At 67.5% G+C, this 24,264-nt stretch carries 24 protein-coding genes; 14 read left to right on the top strand and 10 right to left on the bottom strand.

Annotated features, from left to right (window positions below):
- From M9955_17965 to M9955_17950, 4 genes are all read left to right on the top strand, one after another.
- On the top strand, nt 1-1,077 hold the full coding sequence (locus M9955_17965; GenBank protein MCO5083530.1) for a DUF2793 domain-containing protein: 1,077 nt from the start codon (nt 1-3) through the stop codon (nt 1,075-1,077).
- Between the two features lie 20 nt (nt 1,078-1,097).
- Nucleotides 1,098-1,385, top strand: a complete 288-nt coding sequence (locus M9955_17960) for a DUF6127 family protein (protein ID MCO5083529.1) — start codon at nt 1,098-1,100, stop codon at nt 1,383-1,385.
- A 162-nt stretch (nt 1,386-1,547) separates the two neighbouring features.
- On the top strand, nt 1,548-2,222 hold the full coding sequence (locus M9955_17955) for a D-Ala-D-Ala carboxypeptidase family metallohydrolase (GenBank protein MCO5083528.1): 675 nt from the start codon (nt 1,548-1,550) through the stop codon (nt 2,220-2,222).
- Nucleotides 2,219-2,476 (top strand): hypothetical protein, encoded by a 258-nt coding sequence (locus M9955_17950; protein ID MCO5083527.1) that lies wholly within the window; start codon nt 2,219-2,221, stop codon nt 2,474-2,476. Before M9955_17955 ends, M9955_17950 begins: the two co-directional genes overlap by 4 nt.
- Before the next feature lie 178 nt (nt 2,477-2,654).
- Here the strand turns inward: M9955_17950 and M9955_17945 are convergent, their stop codons facing one another.
- Nucleotides 2,655-4,013: an ATP-binding protein gene (locus tag M9955_17945; protein ID MCO5083526.1), complete on the bottom strand. Its 1,359-nt coding sequence runs from the start codon at nt 4,011-4,013 to the stop codon at nt 2,655-2,657.
- Nucleotides 4,010-4,669, bottom strand: a complete 660-nt coding sequence (locus tag M9955_17940) for a response regulator transcription factor (GenBank protein MCO5083525.1) — start codon at nt 4,667-4,669, stop codon at nt 4,010-4,012. The genes M9955_17945 and M9955_17940 overlap by 4 nt, the downstream gene beginning before the upstream one ends.
- A 144-nt stretch (nt 4,670-4,813) precedes the next feature.
- On the opposite strand from M9955_17940, the gene M9955_17935 reads away from it, so the two are divergent.
- The 8 genes from M9955_17935 (at nt 4,814) to M9955_17900 (ending at nt 12,662) form a co-directional block, all read left to right on the top strand.
- Nucleotides 4,814-5,134: a PepSY domain-containing protein gene (locus M9955_17935; protein ID MCO5083524.1), complete on the top strand. Its 321-nt coding sequence runs from the start codon at nt 4,814-4,816 to the stop codon at nt 5,132-5,134.
- Nucleotides 5,127-5,798, top strand: a complete 672-nt coding sequence (locus M9955_17930) for a cytochrome b/b6 domain-containing protein (GenBank protein MCO5083523.1) — start codon at nt 5,127-5,129, stop codon at nt 5,796-5,798. The genes M9955_17935 and M9955_17930 overlap by 8 nt, the downstream gene beginning before the upstream one ends.
- 186 nt (nt 5,799-5,984) lie before the next feature.
- On the top strand, nt 5,985-6,362 hold the full coding sequence (locus tag M9955_17925; GenBank protein ID MCO5083522.1) for a hypothetical protein: 378 nt from the start codon (nt 5,985-5,987) through the stop codon (nt 6,360-6,362).
- Nucleotides 6,363-6,400: 38 nt separating this feature from the next.
- Nucleotides 6,401-6,871, top strand: coding sequence for a DUF2271 domain-containing protein (locus M9955_17920; protein MCO5083521.1), 471 nt, complete (start codon nt 6,401-6,403; stop codon nt 6,869-6,871).
- Between the two features lie 11 nt (nt 6,872-6,882).
- Nucleotides 6,883-9,090 (top strand): PepSY domain-containing protein, encoded by a 2,208-nt coding sequence (locus tag M9955_17915; protein ID MCO5083520.1) that lies wholly within the window; start codon nt 6,883-6,885, stop codon nt 9,088-9,090.
- Nucleotides 9,071-10,051 carry an FAD:protein FMN transferase gene (locus M9955_17910; GenBank protein MCO5083519.1) on the top strand — a complete coding sequence of 327 codons (981 nt, stop codon included), beginning with the start codon at nt 9,071-9,073 and terminating at the stop codon, nt 10,049-10,051. Before M9955_17915 ends, M9955_17910 begins: the two co-directional genes overlap by 20 nt.
- Nucleotides 10,052-10,056: 5 nt before the next feature.
- A complete protein-coding gene (locus M9955_17905; protein ID MCO5083518.1) occupies nt 10,057-11,964 on the top strand; it encodes a heavy metal translocating P-type ATPase in 1,908 nt (635 codons plus the stop codon).
- A complete protein-coding gene (locus tag M9955_17900; protein ID MCO5083517.1) occupies nt 11,961-12,662 on the top strand; it encodes a VIT family protein in 702 nt (233 codons plus the stop codon). The genes M9955_17905 and M9955_17900 overlap by 4 nt, the downstream gene beginning before the upstream one ends.
- Before the next feature lie 340 nt (nt 12,663-13,002).
- Here M9955_17900 and M9955_17895 read toward each other — a convergent pair whose 3' ends face one another.
- Entirely contained in the window at nt 13,003-13,590 is a 588-nt protein-coding gene (locus M9955_17895; protein ID MCO5083516.1) for a hypothetical protein, read from the bottom strand.
- Nucleotides 13,587-14,648: a restriction endonuclease subunit S gene (locus tag M9955_17890; protein MCO5083515.1), complete on the bottom strand. Its 1,062-nt coding sequence runs from the start codon at nt 14,646-14,648 to the stop codon at nt 13,587-13,589. Before M9955_17890 ends, M9955_17895 begins: the two co-directional genes overlap by 4 nt.
- Between M9955_17890 and M9955_17885 the strand changes: the two genes are divergently transcribed.
- Nucleotides 14,641-15,669 carry a hypothetical protein gene (locus M9955_17885; protein MCO5083514.1) on the top strand — a complete coding sequence of 343 codons (1,029 nt, stop codon included), beginning with the start codon at nt 14,641-14,643 and terminating at the stop codon, nt 15,667-15,669. The genes M9955_17890 and M9955_17885 overlap by 8 nt on opposite strands.
- Nucleotides 15,670-16,157: 488 nt before the next feature.
- Here M9955_17885 and M9955_17880 read toward each other — a convergent pair whose 3' ends face one another.
- From M9955_17880 to M9955_17855, 6 genes are all read right to left on the bottom strand, one after another.
- Complete coding sequence (locus M9955_17880) at nt 16,158-17,708, bottom strand: DUF305 domain-containing protein (GenBank protein MCO5083513.1); 1,551 nt, start codon at nt 17,706-17,708, stop codon at nt 16,158-16,160.
- Between the two features lie 131 nt (nt 17,709-17,839).
- Nucleotides 17,840-18,250 carry a hypothetical protein gene (locus M9955_17875; protein ID MCO5083512.1) on the bottom strand — a complete coding sequence of 137 codons (411 nt, stop codon included), beginning with the start codon at nt 18,248-18,250 and terminating at the stop codon, nt 17,840-17,842.
- A 165-nt stretch (nt 18,251-18,415) separates the two neighbouring features.
- Complete coding sequence (locus M9955_17870; GenBank protein MCO5083511.1) at nt 18,416-18,928, bottom strand: DUF411 domain-containing protein; 513 nt, start codon at nt 18,926-18,928, stop codon at nt 18,416-18,418.
- Nucleotides 18,929-19,043: 115 nt separating this feature from the next.
- Complete coding sequence (gene cadA, locus M9955_17865; GenBank protein MCO5083510.1) at nt 19,044-21,311, bottom strand: cadmium-translocating P-type ATPase; 2,268 nt, start codon at nt 21,309-21,311, stop codon at nt 19,044-19,046.
- Nucleotides 21,312-21,609: 298 nt separating this feature from the next.
- Nucleotides 21,610-23,091: a multicopper oxidase domain-containing protein gene (locus M9955_17860; GenBank protein ID MCO5083509.1), complete on the bottom strand. Its 1,482-nt coding sequence runs from the start codon at nt 23,089-23,091 to the stop codon at nt 21,610-21,612.
- Nucleotides 23,092-23,166: 75 nt separating this feature from the next.
- The gene (locus tag M9955_17855; GenBank protein MCO5083508.1) at nt 23,167-23,574 is read right to left on the bottom strand and encodes a hypothetical protein; all 408 of its coding nucleotides are present in this window, start codon (nt 23,572-23,574) and stop codon (nt 23,167-23,169) included.
- Between the two features lie 58 nt (nt 23,575-23,632).
- On the opposite strand from M9955_17855, the gene M9955_17850 reads away from it, so the two are divergent.
- Nucleotides 23,633-24,112 carry a cytochrome c gene (locus M9955_17850; GenBank protein ID MCO5083507.1) on the top strand — a complete coding sequence of 160 codons (480 nt, stop codon included), beginning with the start codon at nt 23,633-23,635 and terminating at the stop codon, nt 24,110-24,112.
- Nucleotides 24,113-24,264: the final 152 nt, after the last annotated feature.

The following is a 24,264-nucleotide window of genomic DNA, read 5'->3' as shown; positions in this document are numbered from 1 at the left end:
ATGTCCGACGCCACGACCCATCTCCTGCTGCCGTACATCCTGGCCGCGCAGGCCCAGAAGCACGTCACCCACAACGAGGCGCTGCGGTTCCTCGACGGGCTCGTCCAGCTCTCCGTCCTGGACCGGGATCTGACGGCGCCGCCCGGTTCTCCCACGGATGGCGACCGCTACATCGTCGGCTCGGGCGCGACGGGCGACTGGGCCGGCTGGGACCTGAACGTCGCGCTTTGGACCGACGGCGCCTGGCTTCGCCTGCCGCCCCGCAACGGCTGGCGGGCATGGGTCGAGGACGAAGGTCTGCTGCTCGTTTATGACGGCGCGAGCTGGATCGGCACCACGCCCGCGGCGCTGCAAAACATGGCGCTGCTGGGTGTCGGCACGACAGCGGATGCCTCGAACCCGTTCTCGGCCAAGCTGAACGCCGCGCTCTGGACGGCGAAAACCGTGGCCGAGGGCGGCACCGGCGATCTGTTCTACACCATGAACAAGGAGGCCGCCGCAGACGATCTCGGGCTGACCCTGCAGACCGGCTTCGTGACCAAGGCGCTGGTTGGGCTGTTCGGCTCCGACCGCTTTCGGCTCGCGGTCTCTGCTGACGGCAGCACCTTCTTCGACGGGCTGAGCGTCGACAACGCCACCGGCGTCGTCGATCAGCCCCGGCTGCCGCGCTTCAAGGCTTACACCAACTACGACAACTATGTTGGAGTGGGGGCTTGGACGAAGATTGGCCTAAACAACACCGACTACAACGACCAAGGCGCGTTCGACGCCGCGAATAACCACTTCGTGGCGCCCGTGGACGGGACCTACCTCTTCGGCGCCACGCTGCTCTACAAGGTCAATTCCAGCACGACCGCGCGTATGCGGGGGCGGCTCGTTCTGAACGGCACAACCGAAATCCGCGGCTCCTTCGGGGAGATCTCCGCCACCCACGTCTCGCTCGCCACCGCGATCTGGCTGCAGACCATGGTCCCGCTGACGGCAGGCGATACCGTCGAAATGCAGGGGTATTTCCGGGTCGCGGACGGCTACTTCGCCGCCGATCACACCTCCTTCTGGGGCTGCAAGATCGGCTGACCGGCGGAAGGAGGATCCCGATGAACCCACCCCGATCCGAGGGTTTCGTGCGCATGCCCGACGCCGAGTTCGAGGCGATCCTGACCCGGGCGGCCGAGGAAGGCGCGAAGCGTGCGCTCGCCGATGTCGGCCTCGACGGTGACGAAGCCGCGCTCGACATCCGCGATCTGCGCTCCCTGGTCGACTGCATCCGGCTGGTGCGCCGCACCGCCATGCAGACCGCCGTCCGCATGATCACCACCGGCGTCATGCTGGCGCTGCTCGCGGGCATCGCCATCAAGCTCAAGATCTTCGGCGGCAGCCCGTAACCGCGCCCCATCCCCATTCATCAGCCCGCAATGACCCGCCCTCGAGGCGGGGTGAGCCGTGGTCTGCCTGACAGGCAGACGGGAAGGTCCGGTGGACCTTCCCGAGCGGCGAACGCACCGAGCCCCAGCGAGGGGCCGGAAACTCGTTTTCGGAGGACCCCCATGACGACGACCTTCCACCGCCATTGGCGCGATGTGCCTGAAAGCACTTGGCCTTGGCCGAACTTCAGCCCGGCCGAGATCGCTTGCCGGGGCACCGGCAAGCTGCTCATCAACGAACCGGCGCTCGACAAGCTGCAGGCGCTGCGCGACCGGCTGGGCAAACCGATGATCGTCCGCTCCGCCTATCGCAGCCCCGAGCACAACCGCGCCATGGGCGGCGCGACCCGCTCCAAGCACCTCGACGGCGCCGCCTTTGACATCGCCATGGCGAACCACGACCCGGTGGCGTTCGAGGCCGCGGCGCGGGAGGTCGGGTTCCTCGGCTTCGGGTTCTATCCGCGCTCGGGGTTCATCCATGTCGATCTCGGGCCCGCACGGCAGTGGGGCGAGCGGTTCCCGGTCCGGGCGACCGCCTTCGCCGAAGAAGCCCCTCCAGCGCGCGAAGTGCTGGCCGAGAGCCGCACCATGAAGGCGGGTGGTGCGGCAGGCGTGGCGACGCTGGGCGCAGCTGGGGTCGAGGTGGCGCAGAGCGTCCTCGCCGAGACCCAATCCGCAATCCTGCCGCTTGTGCCGTATCTCGATACCCTGCGCTGGGTGTTCATCGCCGTGGCTCTCGGCGGTATCGCGGTCACGATCTACGCCCGGCTCGACGACTGGAAGAGGGGGCGACGGTGATCGCCGGGCTGCTCACCGGGAGCGCCGGATCGGCATGGGCGCGCATTGGGCTCCGCTACGGCGTCATCGCACTCGCGATCCTGCTGTTCCTGCTTTCCCTGCGCCGCTCCGGCGAGCGCGCCGGCCGACTGACCGAGCAGCTCGAAACCATGGAGAAAACCTATGACGCCCAAAAGCGAATGCTCGAGGCAGCGGCGCGCCGTCCTCGTTCTCGCGACGATCTGGCTGAGCGGCTGCGCGACGGTCGGTTCTGACGGTAGCGGGCCAGGGGCGTGTCCGCCGGTCGTCGAGTACAGTAGGAAGTTCCAGGCGCGAGCGGCAGGGGAGCTGGACCTCCTGCCGGAGGGCTCGGCGATCGCAGAGATGATGAGCGACTATGCGGTGTTGCGGGAACAGGCGCGGGTGTGCTGATCCTCCGGCACTTGTCGCGGATTACGCGTCGCGCCCGGCGCCGAACCTGGGGCTATCGGTCGGCAAGATGAGTGATGCCTCTAAGCCGGAGGTTGCGCCAGGTCGCGGCGATTTCAGAACGAGCGAGCTTCCGATCCGGTTGGCGATGGCGGCGACGATGGCGAGGCCAAGCCCGCTGCCATCGGTGCTTGCGTTCGCCCGTTCGAAACGTGCCGTCAGGCGGTCGAGCATCTCGCGCGGCACCACGGGACCATCGTTAGCGACAACGAGGCGGCCGTCCGCCGTCAGCGTCACCTCGACTGCCAGATTCTCCGCCCCGTGACGGAGGGCGTTCTCCACAAGGTTCCGGCACAGGATGGCGAAGGCATCGGGGTCGATGTCCGACTGGACAGCCGCGTCGGGAAGAGTGAGCCCAATGCGGCCAGGCGCGGTCGCGCGTCCGAGATCGTCCACCACCACACGGGCGACCGCCCTCAGGTCGGCGCTCCGGTCCATCCGCAGCCGCCCGCCTTCGGCCCGCGCAAGCTGCATGAGGCGTTCGGAAAGCCGGGTCAGGCGCTTGAGCGTCGCCTCAATTTCGGCGGCACGCACTTCGGTGGCCGGCTCGTGCGTCTCCGCCCTCAGCCGCTGCGCCTGAGCGATTGCTCCGGCCAGCGGCGTTCTCAACTCGTGGGCCGCGTTCGCGGCAAAACTGCGCTCGGCCTCGAACGCCGCGCGCAAGCGGGCCAGAAGGCCGTTGAGCGTCTTGGCCAGTGGACCAATCTCCGTCGGCAGATCGCTGGCAGGAACCTCCGACAGGTCGCGGGCGCCGCGCGCCTCCAGCCGAGCACGGAACCGACGCAGCGGATCGAGGCTGAAGCGAACGGCAAGAATGATCGCCACCAGCGCGATCGGCAGCACGATGAGCAGCGGCAGGCCGAGGCCCATCTGGATCTCCCGCGCAACCGACGCGCGATGGGCCAGCGGCTCGGCCACGGTGATCCGGATCGTGTCCTGAAGCGCTGCATCGCTGTAGAACCGGTGGGTGGCGGTCTGACGGAAACCGGGTCCGTCCCAAGGCGGGAACACGGCAGGGTCGGCCGCATGAGATTGCAGCAGGATGCGCCCCTCGCCATCGCGCACGAGGTAGGTGAAGAACTCGTCGTGCTCCCGGATGGGCGCGAGCCGCTGCGTCACGCCCTGATCTTCGCGGCCCACGATATCGGTCACCGCCAGCGGGAGGATGCGTTCCGCTGTCTCCTGCAGGGCGCTGTCAAAGACCTCGTCCAGCTCGCCCCGGACGATTACGGCCGTCACCGTCGCAGCGAGCAGCCACAGCACCGTCAGCGCCAGGCCGAGCGACAGGCCGAGTCGGCCCTGAAGGCTCGCGGGCCATCTCATGATTTGCCGAGCCTGTAGCCCATGCCGCGCTCGGTCTCGATGACCGAAGCCCCGAGCTTCTTGCGCAGGCGGCTCACATGGACCTCGATGGTGTTGCTCTCCACCTCCGCGTCGAAGGCGTAAAGCTTCTCCTCCAGCTGTGCCTTTGACAGCAGCTGACCGGGGCGCGCGAGAAAGGCTTCGAACAGCGCCCATTCCCTTGCGGTCAGTTGCACCGGCTTGCCGTCGCGGTGAACGCTGCGGGCGGCAAGATCGATTTCCAGCGGCCCGTGGGTGACGATGGGGTTCGGGTTGCCGCTGTAGCGTCGAGCGACAGACCCGATCCGCGCGGACAACTCAGCGAGATCGAAGGGCTTCACGAGATAATCGTCGGCGCCCGCGTTCAGCCCCTCGATCCGGTCCGACACCTGGTCGAGCGCGGTCAGGATGATGACCGGCGTCACGTCGCCCTGCGCGCGCAAGCCTTTGAGGAACCCGATCCCGCGACCGTCCGGCAGCATCAGGTCGAGCAGGATCAGGTCGTAAGACGTGGATTTCGCAGCGCCGCCGGCCGCATCGAGGCGCATCACCCAATCGACCGACTGCCCATCGGCCGTGATCTGGTCGCGCACCGCCGCGCCAAGCACCGTGTCGTCCTCGATCAGCAGGATGCGCATCCTCGTCCCCGTCCTCTTCCGATGACCCTCCATGATCCGTCTGGCTGACAAGAAGCTGAAGCGGGTGGCTGCGTCCCTTCAGGCTGCCGTCAGCTTCGCCGCGCATGAATTTCGTCAAGATGGCCGCAGCGAGGAGTTTGGCCCATGAAGAAGACATTGACAATTCTCGGCTTTCTCGCGGTCTTTCCGGCCGGTGCCGCGCTGGCGGACGACGACTGCTTCGTGCCGATGGCCGACTGGCAGCCGCGCGACGCCGTCGCCCGGCTGGCCGAGGAGAACGGCTGGACGGTGCGCCGGATCAAGATCGACGACGGCTGCTACGAAATCGACGGCCGCGACGCCGAGGGGCGCCGGATCGAGGTGACCGTTCATCCGGCGACGCTCCAGGTGATCGAGTTCGAATACGAGGACAAGGACGACGGCGATCGCCCCCGCCGGGATCGCGAAGCAGGCGACGATGACTGACGCAATCTCACACCAGGCGCCAGAGATGAACACGGCGCCGAGCAGCAAGGTCCGTGTCTGGGATCCGCTGGTCCGGGTTTTCCATTGGGGTCTGGTCGCGGCCTTCGCGACCGCATGGCTGACTGCGGACGAGCTGCAACCTGTCCACGAGGTCGCAGGCTATACCGTCGCCGGACTTGTGGCCTTCCGGCTGGTCTGGGGCCTCATCGGCAGTCGCTACGCGCGCTTCGCCCAGTTCCTGAAAGGCCCCCGCGAGACGCTGGCCTATCTCGGGGACATGACCCGCGGACGCGAGCGGCGCCACCTCGGCCACAACCCGGCGGGCGCGGCGATGGTCGTGGCGCTGCTGGTCACGCTGTCCGGGACGGCTTTCACCGGCTGGCTCATGGAGGATGAGGCCCGTCTGGCGATACTTCCGTCCATGCCCGCAATTGTGGCGCTCGCCTGGGCCGACGACGACGGCGACGAGCGGGAATACGGCGGGCGGGGCGAGATCGAGGGACCGCTGAAGGAGGTCCACGAGACGCTCGCCAACCTGATGCTGCTGCTTGCCGCGCTGCATGTTGGCGGCGTCGTCCTAGCCTCCTTCAGGCACCACGAGAACCTGGCGCGCGCCATGGTGACGGGCGACAAGCGCGGCGCCGGTCCCGGCGACATCGCCTGACGGCACCTAACCCCAAGGCCGACCGTCCCTTCGGTCCCGCCTGGCCTCGCCCTCACGGGCGGGGCCTTTTTCGTCCGAAGCCGCTCTCTTCCTGACGGCAAGCTGAAGCGGGAATCGCCGACGCGTCAGGAAGCCCTCAGGTCGTGTCTCCAGATTGTCCTCAGCAGATGACAAGGAGACCCTGCCATGAAGAAGACCCTGACACTTCTGGTTGCGTCCACGGCGCTGACCGCCGCGATCGGCGTCCCCGCCTGGAGCGCGATGCAATCCCCGCCCGGCGTCCTTCGGCCCGTCGCCGCTCTCTTCGATGACGCCCCGCAAGCGATGCCGCTCGTTCTCGCAAGCGACGATGACGACGACGATGACGACCGCTGGCGGGACGGTTCTCGTCGCGGCCACGACGACGACGACGATGACGACGATGACGACGATGACTGCGACGACGATGATGACGACGACGATTGTCAGGGCGGCGCTCGCAATCCCGCGCCCGCCGGCACGGTCGCCCCTCCGCAGAACGGCCTCTTCGGCAACGGTGCGCCGCCGCAGGTTCAGGTGAACTGAACCGCTCCGAAGTTCCTCTCCGAACAAGGATCCATACGATGAAATCGCTTCTCGCCACGCTCGCGCTGACCACGGCGCTGACGCTCCCCGGCCTCGCCATGGCGCGTCCGGTGACGCTCACCACGATCCTCAACAATTACGGCGGCGACGGGGCCTATCTCGCGCTCTACGTCACCGACACCTCGGGCGCCTATGTCGGCAGTCTCTGGATGGCTGGCGGCAAGTCCAAGTACTACGAGCACCTCAGCGACTGGTACCGCGCCACCGGCGGCGACACCGCGCAGGTGAACGGCATCACCGGCGCCAGCGTCGGCGCGGGCCGCACGCTCGAGATCACGCTCGACCTGGCCGACGCGCTCTTCGACGCGGGCTACACGCTCCACATCGACGCGGCCGTCGAGGACATGCGCGACAGCCCGAACGAGGTGGCCGTCCCGCTCACGACCGACGGCGCCGGCACGCCGGTGCAGGGCCGCCGCTACATCGCCAGCTTCGCCTACGACATGTGAGGAGCGGGGCCATGATCCGTGCACTCCATCGCTGGCCGGGTCTTCTGGCCCTTGCGCTCGTCACCATCCTGAGTCTGAGCGGCGCGGCGCTGTCGGTCTTCCCAGCGGCCGAACGGCTTGCCGCACCGCAGGCGGAAGCCGGACTGACCGTCGCCGCCCTCGCGGACCGCATCCAGACGGTCTATCCGGGCGTCGAGCAGATCCGCCGATCACCCTCGGGCCGGATCACCGCCTACTGGTTCGACCAGGGCGCGCCGGGCGCTGCCGTGATTGACCCGGTGACCGGTGAGGGCGTGGCCTCGGCCGACCCGAACCAGGCCGAACGCTGGCTCACCAACCTGCACCGGTCGCTGTTCCTCGGGGACGGCGGGCGCATAGCCATGGCTGCAGGGGCTGCCGCGATGCTGATCCTCTCGCTCTCCGGTGCGGCGCTGGTCGCGCGGCGGACGGGCGGCTGGCGGCACTGGTTCGCGCGCCTGCGCGGTCCGCTCGCGGGCAGGCTGCACGTCGAGATCGCCCGGATCGCCGTCGTCGGCTTCGTTCTGTCTTCCACGACCGCCCTCTGGATGACGGCGTCGACCTTCGATCTCCTGCCGGATGGCAGCGCCATCCCGGCCATGCCGACCGAGGTCAGTGGAGCGACGGGGTTTGCGCCGGACCGAATGGCCACGCTGCAGCAGACGCCCGTCGCCGAGTTGCGCGAACTGAGCTTTCCCTATCCCGGCGACGCGACGGACGTGTTCACGCTCAAGACCGACCGGGGCACCGGCTATCTCGACCAGGGCGACGGAGACCTCCTGGCCTGGGCCGACCTCACGGGATGGGAGCGCGTCTCGGAGACCATCTACATGCTGCACACCGGACAGGGCGCGGCGACGCTCGGCCTGGTGCTCGGCCTCATGGCGCTCGGCGTGCCCGCGATGGGCGCGACCGGCGTGCTGATCTGGCTCGCCGGGCGGCGCGGTCGGCCGCGCATCCGAGGCAATCAGCCCGCGGGACGTGCCGAGACGATCCTGCTCGTCGGCAGCGAGGGCGGCAGCACCTGGGGATTTGCGGCCACGCTCCACACCGCACTGACGCAAGCCGGGCAGAAGGTACACACAGCACCGATGTCGGCCTTCGCGCCAGAACGCTACGCTACGGCCCAGCGGATCATCCTGCTCGCCGCAACCTATGGCGACGGCGCGGCGCCCGCCTCGGCGAAGGGCTTTCTCGAGCGGCTAAACGCTTCCGACAGGGCGCCGGACATTTCTCTGGCGGTGCTCGGCTTCGGCGACCGCAGCTTTCCGGCCTATTGCGCCTTCGCAAGGGACGTCGCGGCAGCGGCGCAGGCGAAGGGTTGGCCCGAGCTTCTGCCGCTCGACACAATCGACCGGCAATCGCCGCAGGATTTCGCGCGCTGGGGCCGGGCGCTCGGAGACGTGCTCGGCATTGCGCTCGAACTGACGCACCAGCCGGTCCAGCCGCAAACGACCACGCTGACCCTCGTCTCGCGGCGCGACTACGGCGCTGAGGTGCAGGCCCCGACGGCGATCCTCCGCTTCGCGTTTCCCCGCGTCTCGCTCGGGCAACGGCTGCTCGGGGGCGGGTTCGCACGGTTCCAGGCGGGTGACCTGATCGGCATTCTGCCCGAAGGCGGGACCGTCCCGCGGCTCTATTCGCTCGCCTCTGGGCGCCGCGACGGCTTCATCGAGATCGTGGTCAAGAAGCATCCCGGCGGCCTCTGCTCGGGTCAGCTCACAGCGCTGGAACCTGGCGACACGGTGAGCGCCTTCTTGCGCCCCAACCCCGGTTTCCGTCCGGGGCGGAGCCGGGCGCCCCTGATCCTGATCGGCGCAGGGACCGGCATCGGGCCGCTAGCGGGCTTTGTGCGCGGCAATACGCGCCGCAGGCCGATCCACCTGTTCTTCGGCATGCGCCATCCCGACAGCGATTTCTTCTACGGCGAGGAGTTCCCCGGATGGCAGGACGAAGGGCGTGTAAGCCGGCTGGTCACCGCCGTCTCGCGCGGGGCGCGTCCCCATTACGTCCAGGACGCGCTGCGCAGCGAGGCCACTCAGGTCGCAGAGCTCATCCGCAATGGCGCGCGCGTGATGGTCTGCGGCGGACGGGACATGGCCGCCGGCGTGGCCGAGGCGCTGGCCGAGATCCTCGCACCGGCCGGGCTGACGCCGGCGGTCCTGAAGGCGGAGGGGCGGTATGTCGAAGATGTCTACTGAGCTGACGAGGCACGCCCTGAATGGGGCGACCATGGGCACGCGCTGGTCGGCGCTGTTCTTCGCAGGGCCCGGTCTCGACACGGCGCCGATCCGCACGGCGCTGCAGGCGGCCGTGGACGAAGTGGACGGACAGATGTCGACCTGGAAGCCCGACAGCGGCCTGATGCGGCTCAACGCGGCGCCGGTGGGCGAATGGATCGCGCTTCCCGCGCGGCTCGCCGAGGTGCTGCGACTCGGCCTAAAGATCGGGCGCATATCCGGCGGCGCGTTCGACATCGGCATGGGTGACGCGGTGACGGCCTGGGGGTTCGGGCCGAAGACGGCCGCGCCCGAGGGCATCCGCGCCGCGATGAAAACCCCGCGCCGCCCGGCGGATCAGGCTCTGGAGTTCGAAGGCGACCGCATCTGCAAGGTCGCTCCCATAGCGCTGGATCTGAACGGCATAGCCAAGGGCTACGGCGTGGACCGTTTGGCCGAAACCCTGCGCGATTACGGGATCGCCGACGCCCTCGTCGGGGTCGATGGCGAGATGCGCGCGATGGGTCTCCGGCCTGACGGCGAGGCCTGGAGCATTGCGGTCGAGGCGCCGGACGCGGAACGCCGGACGCCGCATTCGATCCTCGCGCTGCAGGATGCCGCCGTCGCCACCTCCGGCGATTATCGCCACTGGGTCGAGGTTCAGGGACGACGCCTGTCGCACACAATGGACCCGAGGCGCGGTGCGCCGCTGATCGCATCGCCGGCCTCCGTCACCGTCGTTGCCCGCAGCTGTGCCGAGGCCGATGCCTGGGCGACAGCGCTCATGGTGCTCGGTCTCGGCAAAGGGGCCGAACTCGCAAGAAAAGAAGGGCTCGACGCCCTGTTCCTCTTGCGCGAAGATTGCGGGAGCGTGAGGGGCGTGGGAGTCGGACGACTTTTTTCCGAAGAGCCAGCGGCGATTACCCCTGCAGAGGGGAGATAGGCCGCATGGAGACGACAAGGACTGACCGCTTCAAGACCGCTATCCTGCTCATTGCCGCGACCGGCCTGTTTGCGGGACTTGCGTTCTACTTTTCCGGCCGACCCAACGCTGCGAACCTGATCTGGATCGCCGGCGTCGTTCCAGCGCTCGCCGCGCTCGTGGTCGAGATCCTGCGCAGCCTGCGCTCCGGCGAGGTGGGCCTCGATATCGTCGCAGCGCTGTCGATGTCGGCGGCGCTCGTCTTCGGCGAGACCCTCGCCGCGGCGGTGGTCGCGGTGATGTATTCCGGCGGCACATTCCTCGAAGCCTTCGCCGAAGGCCGCGCCCGGCGCGAGATGCACGACCTCCTCTCCCGCGTGCCGCGGACCGCGACCCGGCACCGCAACGGCGGGCTGGAGGAGATCCCGCTCGACCACATCGCGCCCGGCGACCGCCTCCTGATACGTCAGGGCGACGTGGTGCCGGTGGACGGCACGGTGGCCTCGGAGACGGCCTTCGTCGACACCTCAGCGCTGACGGGCGAGTCCCTGCCAGTGCGCCTCGCCCACGGCGCCGAAGCCATGAGCGGCTCCACAAACGCAGGCGAGGCGTTCGATCTGACGGCGACGAGAGAAGCCAAGGACAGCACTTATGCCGGGATCGTCCGGCTGGTCGAGGAGGCGCAGGCCTCGAAGGCGCCGATGTCGCGGCTGGCCGACCGCTGGTCGCTGGGCTTTCTCGCGGTCACGGTCAGCATCGCCTTCGCGGCCTGGTGGTTCACCGGCGATCCGATCCGGGCCGTCGCCGTGCTCGTTGTCGCCACGCCCTGTCCGCTGATCCTCGCCGTGCCGGTGGCGCTGGTGGCCGGGCTGTCGCGTGCCGCGCATTTCGGGGTGCTGATCAAGGGCGCGGGACCGCTCGAGACGATGGCGCGCATCCGAACGCTGATCCTCGACAAGACCGGCACGCTGACGGACGGCCGGCCGCAGATCGTCTCGATCGATAGCCACGACGGGATGGCGGAGGACGACATACTGCGCCTCGCTGCAGCGCTCGACCAGGCGTCCAAGCACCCCGTGGCGCAGGCCATCGTTGCGGCCGCGAAGGCGCGCGGCTTCACGCTGCCGGTTCCGTCGGACGTGGCTGAGATCCCGGGTGAAGGCGTCGTGGGCCATGTCGAGGGCCGGAAGGTCATCGTCGGTGGCGACGGCTTCGTGGCCGCGCGCGTGGGGCGCCAGCCGGGCGATCATTCCGCCATTGCCGCCGGTTCGGTTCTCGTCGCCGTCGCCGTCGACGGGCAAATGGCAGGGCACCTCGTGATGTCCGATCCGCTGCGCGAGGGTGCGGGCGCCATGCTCGACGGTCTGCGCCGCGAGGGCATCGCGCGTATCCTGCTCGCCACCGGCGACCGCGCGGACGTGGCTGAGCGCGTGACCGAGGGGCTTGGCCTCGACGGGCTGCGCGCCGGGCTCACGCCCGACCAGAAGGTTCTGCTGGTTCTCTCCGAGCGCAAGCGCGGGCCCGTGATGATGGTGGGCGACGGCGTCAACGACGCGCCGGCTCTCGCAGCGGCCGATGTGGGTGTCGCGATGGGCGCACGCGGAGCCGCTGCATCGGCGGAGGCGGCAGACGTCGTGCTGCTCGTCGACCGTATCGACCGGCTCGGGCCGGGGATCGAGATTGCGCGCGGTGCGCGCCGCATCGCTGTCGAGAGCGTTGTCGCCGGAATCGGCCTGTCGGTCATGGGCATGATCGCCGCGGCTTTCGGCTATCTCACTCCGGTGCAGGGGGCGCTCCTGCAGGAGATCATCGACGTCGCCGTGATCCTGAACGCCCTGCGCGCGCTGCGCATCGCGCCCCATGAGCCCACTATCCCGAATCCAAAGGCTGTCTCCTCCGGGCAGGCCGACATCGCGCAAGGAGCCACGCCATGAGCCGCCTCTCGCATTCCGAAATCCACATGGTGCATCGCATCGGCTGGCTGCGGGCCGCCGTTCTCGGAGCCAACGACGGACTGGTGTCGACTGCGAGCCTCGTTGTCGGCGTCGCCGCGGCAGGATCGGGAAAGCCGGAGGTCCTGATCGCGGGGCTGGCTGGCCTCGTGGCCGGTGCGATGTCCATGGCGGCAGGAGAATACGTCTCGGTCAGTTCCCAGACCGATGCGGAACAAGCCGATCTTGCCCGCGAGACCCGCGAGCTGGCGGAAACGCCTGAGGCAGAGCTCGAGGAGCTCACCCGGATCTACGTTGACCGGGGGCTGGATCGCGACCTGGCGGAGAAGGTGGCCCACCAGCTGACCGAACGCGACGCGCTCGGATCGCATGCCCGCGACGAACTCGGCATCTCCGAGACCGTGACGGCACGCCCGATCCAGGCGGCGCTGGTCTCGGCTCTAACATTCGCCCTGGGTGCGGTCGTTCCGCTGATCGTCGTTCTATTGGCGCCCGAAACGTCGATCGCGCTGTTCGTGGCGGCATCGACGATCGTCGGCCTTGCGGTCCTCGGCGGTCTGGGCGCCTCCGCCGGCGGCGCTGGTGTCGTTCGGGGCGCCGCGCGGGTCACCCTCTGGGGCGCTCTCGCAATGGCTGCGACAGCAGCGGTGGGAGCGGTGTTTGGCGTCACGGTTGGGTAGCAATTATTGGGTTTCTGGGTGGAGAAGGTTGGATTTGAGGCCCATCCCCTCCGCCACTTGCCCCCGCGAAAGCGTTCTCCCGATCCGGCTGCGGCCGGATTTTTCCGTTGTTTTCGGGGGTTATGCGGGTGGGGCTGAGCACTGGCACCGGTGCCGGGAGGCCCGGAAGCGGTCTCTCAGGGCCGATATTCTCCGGACCTGTTGACTGCGCGGATTTGGTAAAGCTCTGCAAAGCATTGGCAGGTATTGATTATTTTCCGACCCGGCTGAGCACTTCGACGAGAGGGGCGTTAGCGAGATGGAACCGGAGTCGAACCGTAATCGCGTCGCGGCACCCGGCTCAGGCGGTCGGTCCAAGGCGGAAAGCGGGCTTGGCCAGCATTCTGACGGCGAGGCCGATGGCGAAGATGGCGTCGTGGCGAACGACGTCGGCGGCGTGCTGGCCGGTGTCGAGCGAGCGGCGGTCGAGATTGCCGGCATCATCGACGTGCCGGAAATGGGACAGCGGGTTGCGCAGGCCCATCAGCTTTTGCAGGTCGGTCACGTCATGATCGGAGATCACGTCCCGCTCCCGGCAGCGACGCAGGGTTTCGCGGAACGGGATACGGTCGGGGATGTCATCGATCAGGAGGCCGGCGTGGAGATATGCCGCCAGCAGATGCTCGACGAGCCCCTGGCACAGCAGGATTGTGGCGGCGAAGTTGCCGTGGACGAAGGACGAGCGTGCCTCGATCCAGGCAAAGTGGGCGGCCTGGCCGCCGAAAATCATCGTGCCGTTCGGGCCGAGATCGCGGCTGAGATCGGTCAGCATGCGATAGCGCGAGACCTTGCCGTGCAGGTCGTCGTGCATCTCGGCCAGCAGATGGCGGGCGAAGTCCAGATCGGTCAGGTCAGACAGCAGATCGGGCTGGTCATCGCCGCGCGTCATGCGGCCTTGTCCCCGGTGCCGAAGACCTGATGCAGAAGCGCGGGGATCAGGGCGTCGGCGTCGCGGGCCGAGGCGGCGCGGATGGCGCGGATGCGGCGAGCGCGGGCCTGAAGGCGGTCGAACCAGCGTTGGGTTTCCAGCGGGGGCATGGGGACTTCGATGGTTTCCAGCCGCTTCACGGCCAGCGTGCGGTTGCGGTCGGCGCTGCCGGGTGATGCCGATTGAACCGCGCTCAAGACCTCGGGTGACTGGAGGTAAAACCAGAGGAAATCGGCGGTGGCGGTTTCCGGGTTCGGAACGCAGGTCAGGTAGCGATGCGAGCCAACGCGGCCGTGGTCATCGACACCAGCGACGGCAAAGGCGCCTTCCCATGCCTTGATGTTGCTGAAAACCAGATCGCCCTTTTCGATCCCGAACAGCTTCTGCCAACTCAGATCGCCACCGCGTAGCACCGGCTTGTGGAAGGTGCCGCGGCCGAAGGAGCGGACGCCGAGTTCGGGATAGGCGCCGTCCGGCTCGATCTCGACCGGTCGGCGGATCAGGGGGGCGACTTCGGCCATGGGGCGGCGGGGGGCGGCGTCGATGCAGCGAGCGAAAGCCTTAGCCAGCATCGCCTGCAGGTCGGCCTCCATCGCGGCGGCGGCCTCTGCCCGCGCCCTGACCAGCCCCGCTACCCGATCCAGCCGCGCCACGATGCGCTGCTGCTCGGCGAGGGGTGGAAGGGGGATTACATAGCCGAGCACGTTAGACGGTCGAATCGCTGCGTAGTTGGTAGAACCGCGCGCTTTAACTTGTTCGAGGAAGTCTGGTGTCCGCGAATACCAATCTAGAAATCCGCGATGCAGCTTCGCTTCGTCGATCTCAAACAGGAAATAGTGGCTGCTGACGATTGCGCCGTCGAGCTCCATGGGAACTATGCCATAACCCCCAAGCTTGGCATCAATCTCGGCAACCAGAAACTCACCTGTGCGACAGACCTGTTGTCGTTTTGTCTTGATTTCTGCGCCTGGTACGCGGTCACGCAAAACAATCGCGGGGATCGAGGCGACGGTGAACAAGGCCGCCCCGGCGAATGACGCAGCGTTCGCCTTCAAGACCGGGTTTTCGGCAAGGGCGCTGATCGGTCTTCTCGGGTCGGACGACTTCAGCTTCAAGGTCAGCCCGGATGGTTCAGCCTTCTTCGATGCGATCAGGATTGACCGCACCAATGGCCAGGTGGAACTGCCGCAGCCAACCGTTCTTCCGGGCCTCAGCGCCACGCCATCGCCCCCACCCGCAGGCAAGGCCGCCATCTACGCCCGCAGCCGCGCCGGGGCACCATGGATCGACGTCATGCGCCCCTCGGGGCGGGACTTCCCGCTCCAGCCGCATTTTGGGGTCAACCGGATCGCAAACTGGTCGCCATCGACCGGCACCACGATCAACAGCGAGGGCCTGCCGATCACCTCGGTCGGCACCGTTTCCACGCCCACGCTCGCCGCGACGAACCTCGCCACCTCCATGCGACGCTGGCGGCTCACCTCGGCGGCAGTCGTTGACTCAGTGGCGGATCAGCGCTCCGCAGGCTGGGCCTGCTGGCGCGGCAATGCGGCGGGGCTTGGCGGCTGGACCTTTGTCACGCGGCTATCCCTGACGACCCTGCAGGCGACCGGGATGGGGTTCTTCGGTCTCTACGGATCCACGGCCGCGCTGGCGACGACGTTGACCTTGGCCGCAGCCATCAACTGCATCGGCATCGGCTTCCAGCGCGGCACGCACACCCGATGGCAGATGGTTGCGAACGACGGCACCGGCGCGCCGACGCTGACCGACATGGGGGCGAGTTTCGCCATCACGACGGGCGGGGTGCTGACGCTGTTCATCGCGGCACCACCGAACGGCAGTTCCGTCTGGGTTCGGGTGGTGGATGAGGTCTCAGGCGCAGCGTTCGACCAGGAGATCACCGCTGACCTGCCCGCCGCGACGCAGTTCCTGTCGCCACGGCTTCGGCGCCACGGCCGCCGCCGTCGCCTTCGACTGCGCCGGGGTCTATGTCGAGACGGACTTTTGATCTGCAGGCATGAACGCCAGCGTGTGTGAATGCCGGGCCGGGCGGCATCGCTTCGGGAAGCGCCAGACGCCTCGACCGGAGCGACACGCCCGGCCCGGATCACAGGTTCACAGATTCAAAGAGCGGCAGGGATTCGCTGCGCCGGAATGGTGGCACGTCTATGCCACATCTGTCCCGTGCGGCGATGGGCACAATTGTGCACCCTGCACCTTCTAAGCTTCACTGATGCCAGCAGTGACAAGTTGTGAACTTGTCGCGCCAAGCAGCTCAGTCAATTGCAGCCGATTCAGCCCCAATACCCACGACCAGACCATTGGATTGCTGCTCGTTGCAGCGGCGGGGCAAGCAGCGCGAGCAGCACCCCGACAGCGTTCAGGGATCTCGGCCGGCGTAGTGCTGGCGCTGCTGACCGGCATCATCATCAAGTTCAAGATCTTCGACGGCGGCCGGGAGTCGCGCTCAGTCCCCGGCCGACGACTGGCGCCGGAGAGATCTCCGGCGCCGATTGCTCAACGGCTCATCCGCCGTAGACGATGCCATTCGGACGATCGCCGACCGGTACCGTGCTCACCACTTCCTGCCTCGCGACGTCGATGATCGACACGCTGTCATCGGCGATGTTGGTCACGAACACCAAGGCACCGTCCGCCGATGCCGAGACGCCATGTGCGCCGCCACCGGTGGTGAGGGTTTTCACCACCTGACCGGTCGCGGTGTCGATCACGGACACGGTGTCGTTCGGCTCCGCGTCGGTGCCCTGGTTGGCCACATAGACATAGACTCCGTCCGGGGTCGCGAACATCTGGATCGGATTCGGCCCGACGTCGATCCTGTCCGTCACCTCGCGGGTAGAGGTGTCGATGACCGCCACACGGTTTTCGTCGCGAAGCGAGACGTAGACCTGATCGCCCGAGGGTGTGAACCCGACCTGAACGGGCGCGGTCCCGACCGGAATGCGCGCCGCCTCGGAAAGCGCCTGCGTGTCGATGACGGACACGGTCCCGTCCTCGACATTGGCGACGTAAAGCTGCGTCTCGTCCGGGCTGAGCCGCAGGCCGTGCGGATACTCGCCCGTCGCGATGCGCCCGATGACCTCGGCCCGTGCAAGATCGACCACGGCGATCTCGTCGCCGCCGGCCAGCGAGACAAAAGCGCGCCCCTGCCGGTCGGCGACCACATGGGCCGGGTGCGAGCCTACTGCGACGGTCGCCTTAGGCGTCGAGAGGTTCTGTGGATCGAGGATGACCAGCAGACCCTCGGCCGCGCCTTCCGCGCCGTGCCCGTGCCCGTCCGACCCGTGATCCCCATCGACGGCAGGATCACCGACCGCCAGCAGCAGCTTGCCATCGGGCGTCAGATCGACGTTGTGCGGCGCGACCGGGATGGAAACGGTGTCGACCGCCCCGGTGCCAAGATCGATGGCGCTGATGGAATTGCCGCCTTCATTGGCGGACCAGACGGTTCCAACTGTCTGACCCAAGGTCGCCGCTGTCTCCCCGGCGTTCGCCGCCAGCCAGGCCTGCATTTCGGCGATCTCGCGCTCCTGCGCCGCGATGATCTGGTCCGCCCATGCCTTCGTCTGCGGATCGTCCCCGTATTGCTGGACGATCCGGGCCATGTCGATCGCGCCCTGATGATGCGGGATCATGCCCCGGACGAAAGCGACATCGGCATCGTCGGCCATGACGCCGTCCATCATCGGCCCGTGCATCGCATTCATGGCGTCGATGTTGGCCTGCGTGAAGTCGGGAAGGCTTTCCTTCGCCGGGGCCGCCTCGGCGTGCGGCGTGGCCATCATCCCGCCCTGCATCATCTGCTGCATCGCGCCCATGCATTCAGGAGTCATGGCCTGCATCATGGCCTGGCACTGCTCGGGCATCATCCCTTGCATGCCGGTCATGCCCTGCATGCGGGACATCTGGCCTGTGGGAGGCGTCGGCGCGGGCACCTGCTCCGCCTGTGCGGGCGGGGTTGCCGGGTGGTGGGTGTCATGCTCGGCCTGAGCGAAGGCAGCGCCCGCCAGGCCGGAGAGGATGCTGGCGCAAAGGGCGATTACGGTTCGATTCATTGATTTCATCCTTTGGTTCCGAGAGCCCCGGCCCGGATTCGCGGACGCGGTTCTCCGTTCTGTTCGTCGGTTTCTCGGGTTGGCGCGGGGCGGCCGGAGACATCTCGGGATCTCCCGACAATTCCCGGCGCTCACGCCGCGATCAGACGGGGCGGCTTCAGGATTCCTGCGGGGGATCGCCCGCAGAAGTCACGGCGCAGACCGAGAAAAACCTCACTACTTGCGGATACGCCCAACGCCGGCGGCTCGACGGGAACGGCGGCGATCAGACAGGCTTGGCAGCAGTCCACCAGACTGACGCCGCTGTCAGCACTGACGCAGCCAGCAGTTGAACCAGCGCCATGGTCAACCAGCATGTGATGCTGGGTGCAGTGGCCTGCCGTGGCGGCGCTTTGTTGCTGGTGGATGGCGTGTCCGGCTGGGCCGGCATGTGCCGACGCCTGCAGAACCAGGGCGCCGATGGCAAGCAGCAGGATGCAGACTGCAACCTGGCGCAATCGGCCATACCCCGCCCGAAAAGCAACTCGTGCACGCTCGCTCATGCGCCACCTGCCTTCTCGGTGCCCCGCGAGACCGATGCGTTGCCGCGTTCCCGTCGCGCGCCACCAGCCGTGACGAGACCGCTCCGCTGACGGAGGCAAGTCGCCTCGGCCAGGTGCTGCTTTCGATCATGCGCAAGCTGGGCGGTCATGTCGGGCCTGCCTGTGTCAGATTTCCCGTGAACCGAGGAAGCGCCCGAAGCTGCGGGTGGTCTGGCCGAACAGGAACGCTTCGTAGGGTTCGGGATCCACGCCCGGAAAATCCATGCCAGGCGAACCGGCGGGCATGCCGGGAACGGCCAGCCCTGTCGCCTCGGGCCGCTCGGACAGAAGGCGGCGGATTGCTTCGGCGGGGACATGGCCCTCGACCACATAGCCGCCCACCTCGGCGGTGTGGCACGATGCCAGATCGGCCGGCACGCCGAGGCGTTGCTTGAGGCTGTCCATGTCGGCGGACTCCACCACCCGCACAGGGAACCCCGCCGCCTCGATATGCGCGACCCAGCCGTCACAGCAGCCGCAGGACGGATCCTTGCTGACGCTCACCAGCGGCAGCGCTTCGGCATGTCCCCGCCCCGGCATCGACATCAGCAAGGGCAGCACTCCGACAGCGGCCAGAATGGTGCGCCGGCTAATGTTGTGATCGTTTCTCATCGTCACACCTCGTTTCATGGATTGCATTGTCTCGCCGTCACGGTCGGGGCGCGACGCACGAAGGGGTGAGCAGGTACGCATCTGCCGCGGCACGACGTCGGCATGTGCGTGCGCGGGTTCGGCTGTTGATGCCGCACGGCGATCACAGCTTCACCCTCCGCAGCCGGGCGGCATTGGCGATCACGCTGACCGAGGACAGCGCCATGGCGGCAGCGGCGATGATCGGCGACAGCAGGATGCCTAAGAACGGATAGAGCACCCCCGCCGCGACCGGCACGCCAAGCGCGTTGTAGATGAAGGCGAAGAACAGGTTCTGGCGAATGTTGCCCATGACCGCTTCCGACAGCCGGCGGGCGCGGACGATACCGTTGAGATCGCCCTTGAGCAGGGTGACGCCGGCGCTTTCCATCGCCACATCGGTGCCGGTGCCCATGGCGATGCCGACATCGGCGGCAGCCAGCGCCGGCGCGTCGTTGACGCCGTCGCCGGCCATCGCCACCACCTCGCCCGCCGCCTTGTGCCGCGCGACGACCGCGCTTTTCTGATCGGGGAGAACCTCGGCTTCGATTTCGTCGATGCCGAGCCGGCGGGCGACGGCCTTCGCCGTCGTCCAGTTGTCCCCCGTCAGCATGACCACACGGATGCCTTGCGCCTTGAGCGCGGCCAGCGCCTCGGGCGTCGAGGGCTTGACTGGATCGGCGATGGCAAAGATTGCCGCGACGCGACCATCGACGCCCATGAAGATCGCGGTCGCCCCGTCCTCGCGCAGCCGGTCGGCCTCATCGGCCAGCGGCGCGACATCGACCCCATGTTCGGCGAGGAATTTTGCGTTGCCAAGCGCGATGCGCTTGCCCTCGACCGTGCCATAGGCGCCCTTGCCGGTGGGCGAATCGAAATCCGCGACCGGCGCGGCCGCGATCCCGCGTTCGTCCGCCGCGCGAACGATGGCAAGCGCGAGGGGATGCTCGCTCGCGCGTTCGACGCTGGCGGCAAGGCGCAGCGCCTCACCTTCGGTAAAGCCCGCCGCCGGCACGATGGCGGTGACGGCGGGCCGGCCCTCGGTCAAGGTTCCGGTCTTGTCGACGATGATGGTGTTGACCTTCTCCATGTGCTCCAGCGCCTCGGCGTTCTTGATCAGCACCCCCGCCTGCGCGCCGCGCCCGACGCCCACCATGATCGACATCGGCGTCGCCAGCCCCAGCGCGCAGGGGCAGGCAATGATCAGGACCGAGACCGCCGCGATGAGACCGAAGGAGAAGCGCGGCTCCGGCCCCCAGATCGACCAGGCGACGAAGGCGAGGATGGCGACCAGGATCACCGCCGGCACGAACCAGCCGGAGACCTGATCGGCGAGCCGCTGGATCGGCGCGCGGCTTCGCTGCGCCTCGGCGACGAGCTGGACGATCTGCGACAGCATGGTGTCGCGGCCGACCTTCTTCGCCTCGATCACCAGCGCGCCCGACTGGTTCATGGTGCCGCCGATGGCCTTGGCGCCGACCTCCTTGGTCACCGGCATCGACTCGCCCGTCACCATCGATTCATCGACGGCGCTGCGGCCCTCCAGCACCTCGCCATCGACGGGCACTTTCTCGCCGGGACGCACCCGCAGGCGGTCGCCGACCTGCACACTGTCGAGCTGAACTTCCTCCTCGGTGCCGTCGTCACGAATGATCCGGGCGGTCTTGGGGGCAAGGTCCAGGAGCGCGCGGATCGCGCCGCTGGTGCTCTCTCGCGCGCGCAGTTCCAGCACCTGCCCGAGCAGGACTAGGACGGTGATGACCGCCGCCGCCTCGAAATAGACCGCGACCGAGCCGTCGTGCTCTCGGAAGGCGTCGGGAAAGATGCCGGGCGCCAGCGTGGCGACGACGCTGTAGATCCACGCCGCCCCGGTGCCCATGGCGATCAGGGTGAACATGTTGAGGCTGCGGTTGACCAGCGACTGCCAGCCGCGCTGGAAGAACGGCCAACCAGCCCATAGCACGACCGGCGTTGCGAGGATCAGTTGCAACCAGTTCGAGGTCAGTTGGCCGATATAGTGAGTCAGGCCAAGAAAATGGCCGCCCATTTCGAGGATCACCACTGGAATCGTCAGCGCCAGCCCGATCCAGAACCGGCGCGTCATGTCGATCAGTTCCTCATTGGGTCCGGCCTCCAGGCTGACCAGCACCGGCTCCAGCGCCATGCCGCAGATCGGGCATGACCCCGGCCCGACCTGGCGGATCTCGGGGTGCATCGGGCAGGTGTAGATCGTCCCCTCGGGAACCGGCTCGGCCTTCTCGGTCGCCGCTTCCGGATCCAGATAGCGGTCCGGGTCTGCCAGGAACTTCGTTCGGCATCCGGCCGAGCAGAAGTAATAGGGCCGGCCGCCATGCTCGGCCTTGTGCGCGGTCGTGTGGGGATCGACCATCATGCCGCAGACCGGGTCCTTGACCTTGTGGGCTGTGTCCGGCGCGGCGGCCGCGTGGTCATGCGCGTGATCGTGCACATGCCCGTGGGTCGAATGAGCGTGCGCATGTTTCTGGTGATCGTGTTCGGTCTTGCTGGTCATTTCCACGCCTCCTCGGCGTTTCATCCTGAGCTTGCGTTTCACCTGTTCTGCGCTTTCCAACCGCTGGAAGGTCAAGAGGCGATCGGGAAGCTTGAAATACTGCCCTTTGCAGGTTTTCCGCCGAGGGGCGCTGACATGCGGCGCCCCCGGCATCGCGCGGTCATGTGCCGACCGCGAACTCGGTCATCATGCCGGTTTCGAGATGCGGCATGTGGTGGCAATGCAGCATCCAGCGCGCGGCCTCGCCGGCGTCGAGTGCCACATCGACCATCGACATCGGCGGCACATAGACCGTGTCGCGCCGCGCGCCCGCGACCGCACGTCCGTTCAGCCCGACGACCTGGAACACATGCCCGTGCAGGTGCATCGGGTGGCCCATCATCGACATGTTGTGGAAGGACAGCACGACCCGCTCTCCGCTTCGTGCGGCAATCGGGCGATGCTGGCCCCAGACGGCCCCGTTGATCGTCCACACATAGGGCTGCATCGTGCCGCCCAGCATCACCATGTGGCTGCGGTCCGCCGGCCGATCCGGCAAGGCCTCCGCGGCGATCAGGCGCGACTCCTGCCCAAGGTCGGTGTCGAAGGCAGGCGCTTCGGCCTCAGCCATGGCATCAATGCGCCGTATCTCGGCGCCCTGCGTGGCAAGGATCAGGCCGGTGCGCTCACGCGCGCCTTCCCGCAGCGCGAGGATCGGCCATGCGCCGCCCTCGGACGGCAGGTCGATCTCCAGATCGAGTCGTTGGCCCATGGCAAGGCCGAAGCGCGTGCCCGGGACCGGCTGAACCGAATGTCCGTCCACCGCGACGAGCCGGGCCTGCGCTTCGCCGGTCTCGATCCAGAACACCGTTGCCGCGGCGGCGTTGATCACCCGCAGGCGGATGCGCCCGCCGCGCTCGACCGGCACCACCTCGGGGTCCGAAAGCGTGCGGTCATTGGCAAGATAGGCGTCCCAATCGTAGTCGTTGAGGTCCATCGCCATGCCGCCCATGGCACCCATCCCCATCATGCCACCCATGGCGCCGTGATCCATGCCGCCCATCGGCATGTTCCCCATCGCTCCGTGGTCCATGCCAGCCATGCCCGCGCCGTGACCACCTCCGTGGCCGCCGAGGATCTCGGCCATCACATCCTCGGGCGCCTTGAACGAGAAATCATGCAGGAACAGCACTACCTCCTGCCGGTCAGTGCTGATGTCCTCGGCGCTGCGCACGATCAGCGGCGCGGCCAGAAGGCGCATCTCGTGCAGTGGCACATGCGCGTGCATCCAGTAGGTGCCGGGCAGCGGCGCGAAGTCATAGGCGCGTGTCTCGCCGGGGGCGAGCATCGGCAAGGGCATGTCGGGCACGCCATCCTGTGCGTTGGGCGGGATCTGGCCGTGCCAATGGATCAGCGTGGCGGTATCGAGATCGTTGCGCAGATCCACCCGGAAGCGCGCGCTGGGGTCGAGCATCAGGCCCTGTCCTGTCGGCCCAGCCAAACCCCAGACAGTGGCGGCGCGACCGTCGATGTCCAGCACCCGGCTGGCGGCGTGCAGAGACAGCGGAACCACATCCTGCGCCGCCGAGATCCGGGGCAGATGCGCATAGGCCAGCACGGCTGCGCCGGCGGCGAGAAAGCCGCGTCGTGAGAGGGTATTCATGGTCGTCTCCTCGGGACAGCCTGTCCCGTTCATCAAAACCGACAGGGCGTCGCGGGCCTCGGCCCGGGCGCACGATCAGAGGAGACGGATCTTGGGAGGTCGTTCGTTCAACCCCGGTGCCCGACTGGCAAGCACTGCACCGGTGGGCAGGTCATGGCTGGCGGGCGCGTAATTGCTGCCAGAGCTGTCGCTCGGCGAGCTCAAAAAGACCGAAAGACCAGCGCAAAGCACCTCGCAGGATTCGGCGTCACCTGAGCCACAGTGCTGGTCGCCATCACAGGGGTTTTCGCTGCCGGCAGCGACGTGCATCATCTCGCTGGCATGCGCTGTGTGATCTAGTTCCGCGCTCAAGCGCGCCGCGTGCGCGGAGGTCACCGTCGTCATGACGGCGATCACGAGTACGGCAAGCATGGTGACGAGGCGCGCGAACATGCCGGAAAGATAGGCGCTGGTCACAGGAATGTCCATTGCCGCCAGCGTCATGATTCTGGCAGGTATTCATCCTCGGCATGTAGCCAATTGAAATTCCTCACCACCGATCATGCAACTCAAGCGAAAAGAACTCGGTAATCTCGGTAATATTGTGTGGCTCGGGTTGCTCGCCGGAGGCTTGATCCTGGCGGTTTTCGCTGGAAGGCACTATACCCGGACCGCATCCACCGCCCCGGCATCCGCAGAAGTCATCGAACAGGGCCGGCAGGTCTACGCGGACCAATGCGCCTCATGCCATGGCGCCGATCTGGAGGGACAGCCTGACTGGCGCTCGCCGCTTCCCTCCGGACGACTGCCTGCGCCACCGCATGATGAGAGCGGCCACACATGGCACCACGCCGATGAGGTCCTGTTCCGCATCGTCGAGGAAGGCACGGCCGCCATCGTCGGGGGCGGCTATGAAAGCGACATGCCCGGTTTTGCCGATGTCCTCAGCGAGACCGAGATCCGGGCTGTGCTCGCCTATATCAAGAGCACCTGGCCGGAACGCGAGCGGGCCTACCAGGAGAACGTGTCGCAAGCACGCTGAGCGATGATGGCGGAGGGCATGCTGGCGACGCACGGGCCGGATGATGTTGGGGATGAAGAGCAAGGACCGGGTTCGCAACAGTCGGTGTCCTCCGTTGAGGCTGCCCAACAGAAGCGGCATATTGGGTTCGTCTGATGTGAGAATCCTGGGGA

The organism is Rhizobiaceae bacterium, from assembly GCA_023953845.1.
Taxonomy (GTDB): domain Bacteria; phylum Pseudomonadota; class Alphaproteobacteria; order Rhizobiales; family Rhizobiaceae; genus Arvimicrobium.
This window is presented reverse-complemented; position numbering and strand designations above follow the sequence as displayed.

Coding starts and splice junctions, on each gene's coding strand:
- M9955_17920 (MCO5083521.1), top strand. CDS start 6,401: ATGAAATCGCTTCTCGCCACGCTCGCGCTGACCACGGCGCTGACGCTC.
- M9955_17880 (MCO5083513.1), bottom strand. CDS start 17,708: ATGAATCGAACCGTAATCGCCCTTTGCGCCAGCATCCTCTCCGGCCTG.
- M9955_17965 (MCO5083530.1), top strand. CDS start 1: ATGTCCGACGCCACGACCCATCTCCTGCTGCCGTACATCCTGGCCGCG.
- M9955_17900 (MCO5083517.1), top strand. CDS start 11,961: ATGAGCCGCCTCTCGCATTCCGAAATCCACATGGTGCATCGCATCGGC.
- M9955_17905 (MCO5083518.1), top strand. CDS start 10,057: ATGGAGACGACAAGGACTGACCGCTTCAAGACCGCTATCCTGCTCATT.
- M9955_17895 (MCO5083516.1), bottom strand. CDS start 13,590: ATGACGCGCGGCGATGACCAGCCCGATCTGCTGTCTGACCTGACCGAT.
- M9955_17955 (MCO5083528.1), top strand. CDS start 1,548: ATGACGACGACCTTCCACCGCCATTGGCGCGATGTGCCTGAAAGCACT.
- M9955_17870 (MCO5083511.1), bottom strand. CDS start 18,928: ATGCAATCCATGAAACGAGGTGTGACGATGAGAAACGATCACAACATT.
- M9955_17935 (MCO5083524.1), top strand. CDS start 4,814: ATGAAGAAGACATTGACAATTCTCGGCTTTCTCGCGGTCTTTCCGGCC.
- M9955_17875 (MCO5083512.1), bottom strand. CDS start 18,250: ATGAGCGAGCGTGCACGAGTTGCTTTTCGGGCGGGGTATGGCCGATTG.
- M9955_17910 (MCO5083519.1), top strand. CDS start 9,071: ATGTCGAAGATGTCTACTGAGCTGACGAGGCACGCCCTGAATGGGGCG.
- cadA (MCO5083510.1), bottom strand. CDS start 21,311: ATGATGGTCGATCCCCACACGACCGCGCACAAGGCCGAGCATGGCGGC.
- M9955_17850 (MCO5083507.1), top strand. CDS start 23,633: ATGCAACTCAAGCGAAAAGAACTCGGTAATCTCGGTAATATTGTGTGG.
- M9955_17940 (MCO5083525.1), bottom strand. CDS start 4,669: ATGCGCATCCTGCTGATCGAGGACGACACGGTGCTTGGCGCGGCGGTG.
- M9955_17860 (MCO5083509.1), bottom strand. CDS start 23,091: ATGAATACCCTCTCACGACGCGGCTTTCTCGCCGCCGGCGCAGCCGTG.
- M9955_17945 (MCO5083526.1), bottom strand. CDS start 4,013: ATGAGATGGCCCGCGAGCCTTCAGGGCCGACTCGGCCTGTCGCTCGGC.
- M9955_17925 (MCO5083522.1), top strand. CDS start 5,985: ATGAAGAAGACCCTGACACTTCTGGTTGCGTCCACGGCGCTGACCGCC.
- M9955_17930 (MCO5083523.1), top strand. CDS start 5,127: ATGACTGACGCAATCTCACACCAGGCGCCAGAGATGAACACGGCGCCG.
- M9955_17855 (MCO5083508.1), bottom strand. CDS start 23,574: ATGACGCTGGCGGCAATGGACATTCCTGTGACCAGCGCCTATCTTTCC.
- M9955_17960 (MCO5083529.1), top strand. CDS start 1,098: ATGAACCCACCCCGATCCGAGGGTTTCGTGCGCATGCCCGACGCCGAG.
- M9955_17915 (MCO5083520.1), top strand. CDS start 6,883: ATGATCCGTGCACTCCATCGCTGGCCGGGTCTTCTGGCCCTTGCGCTC.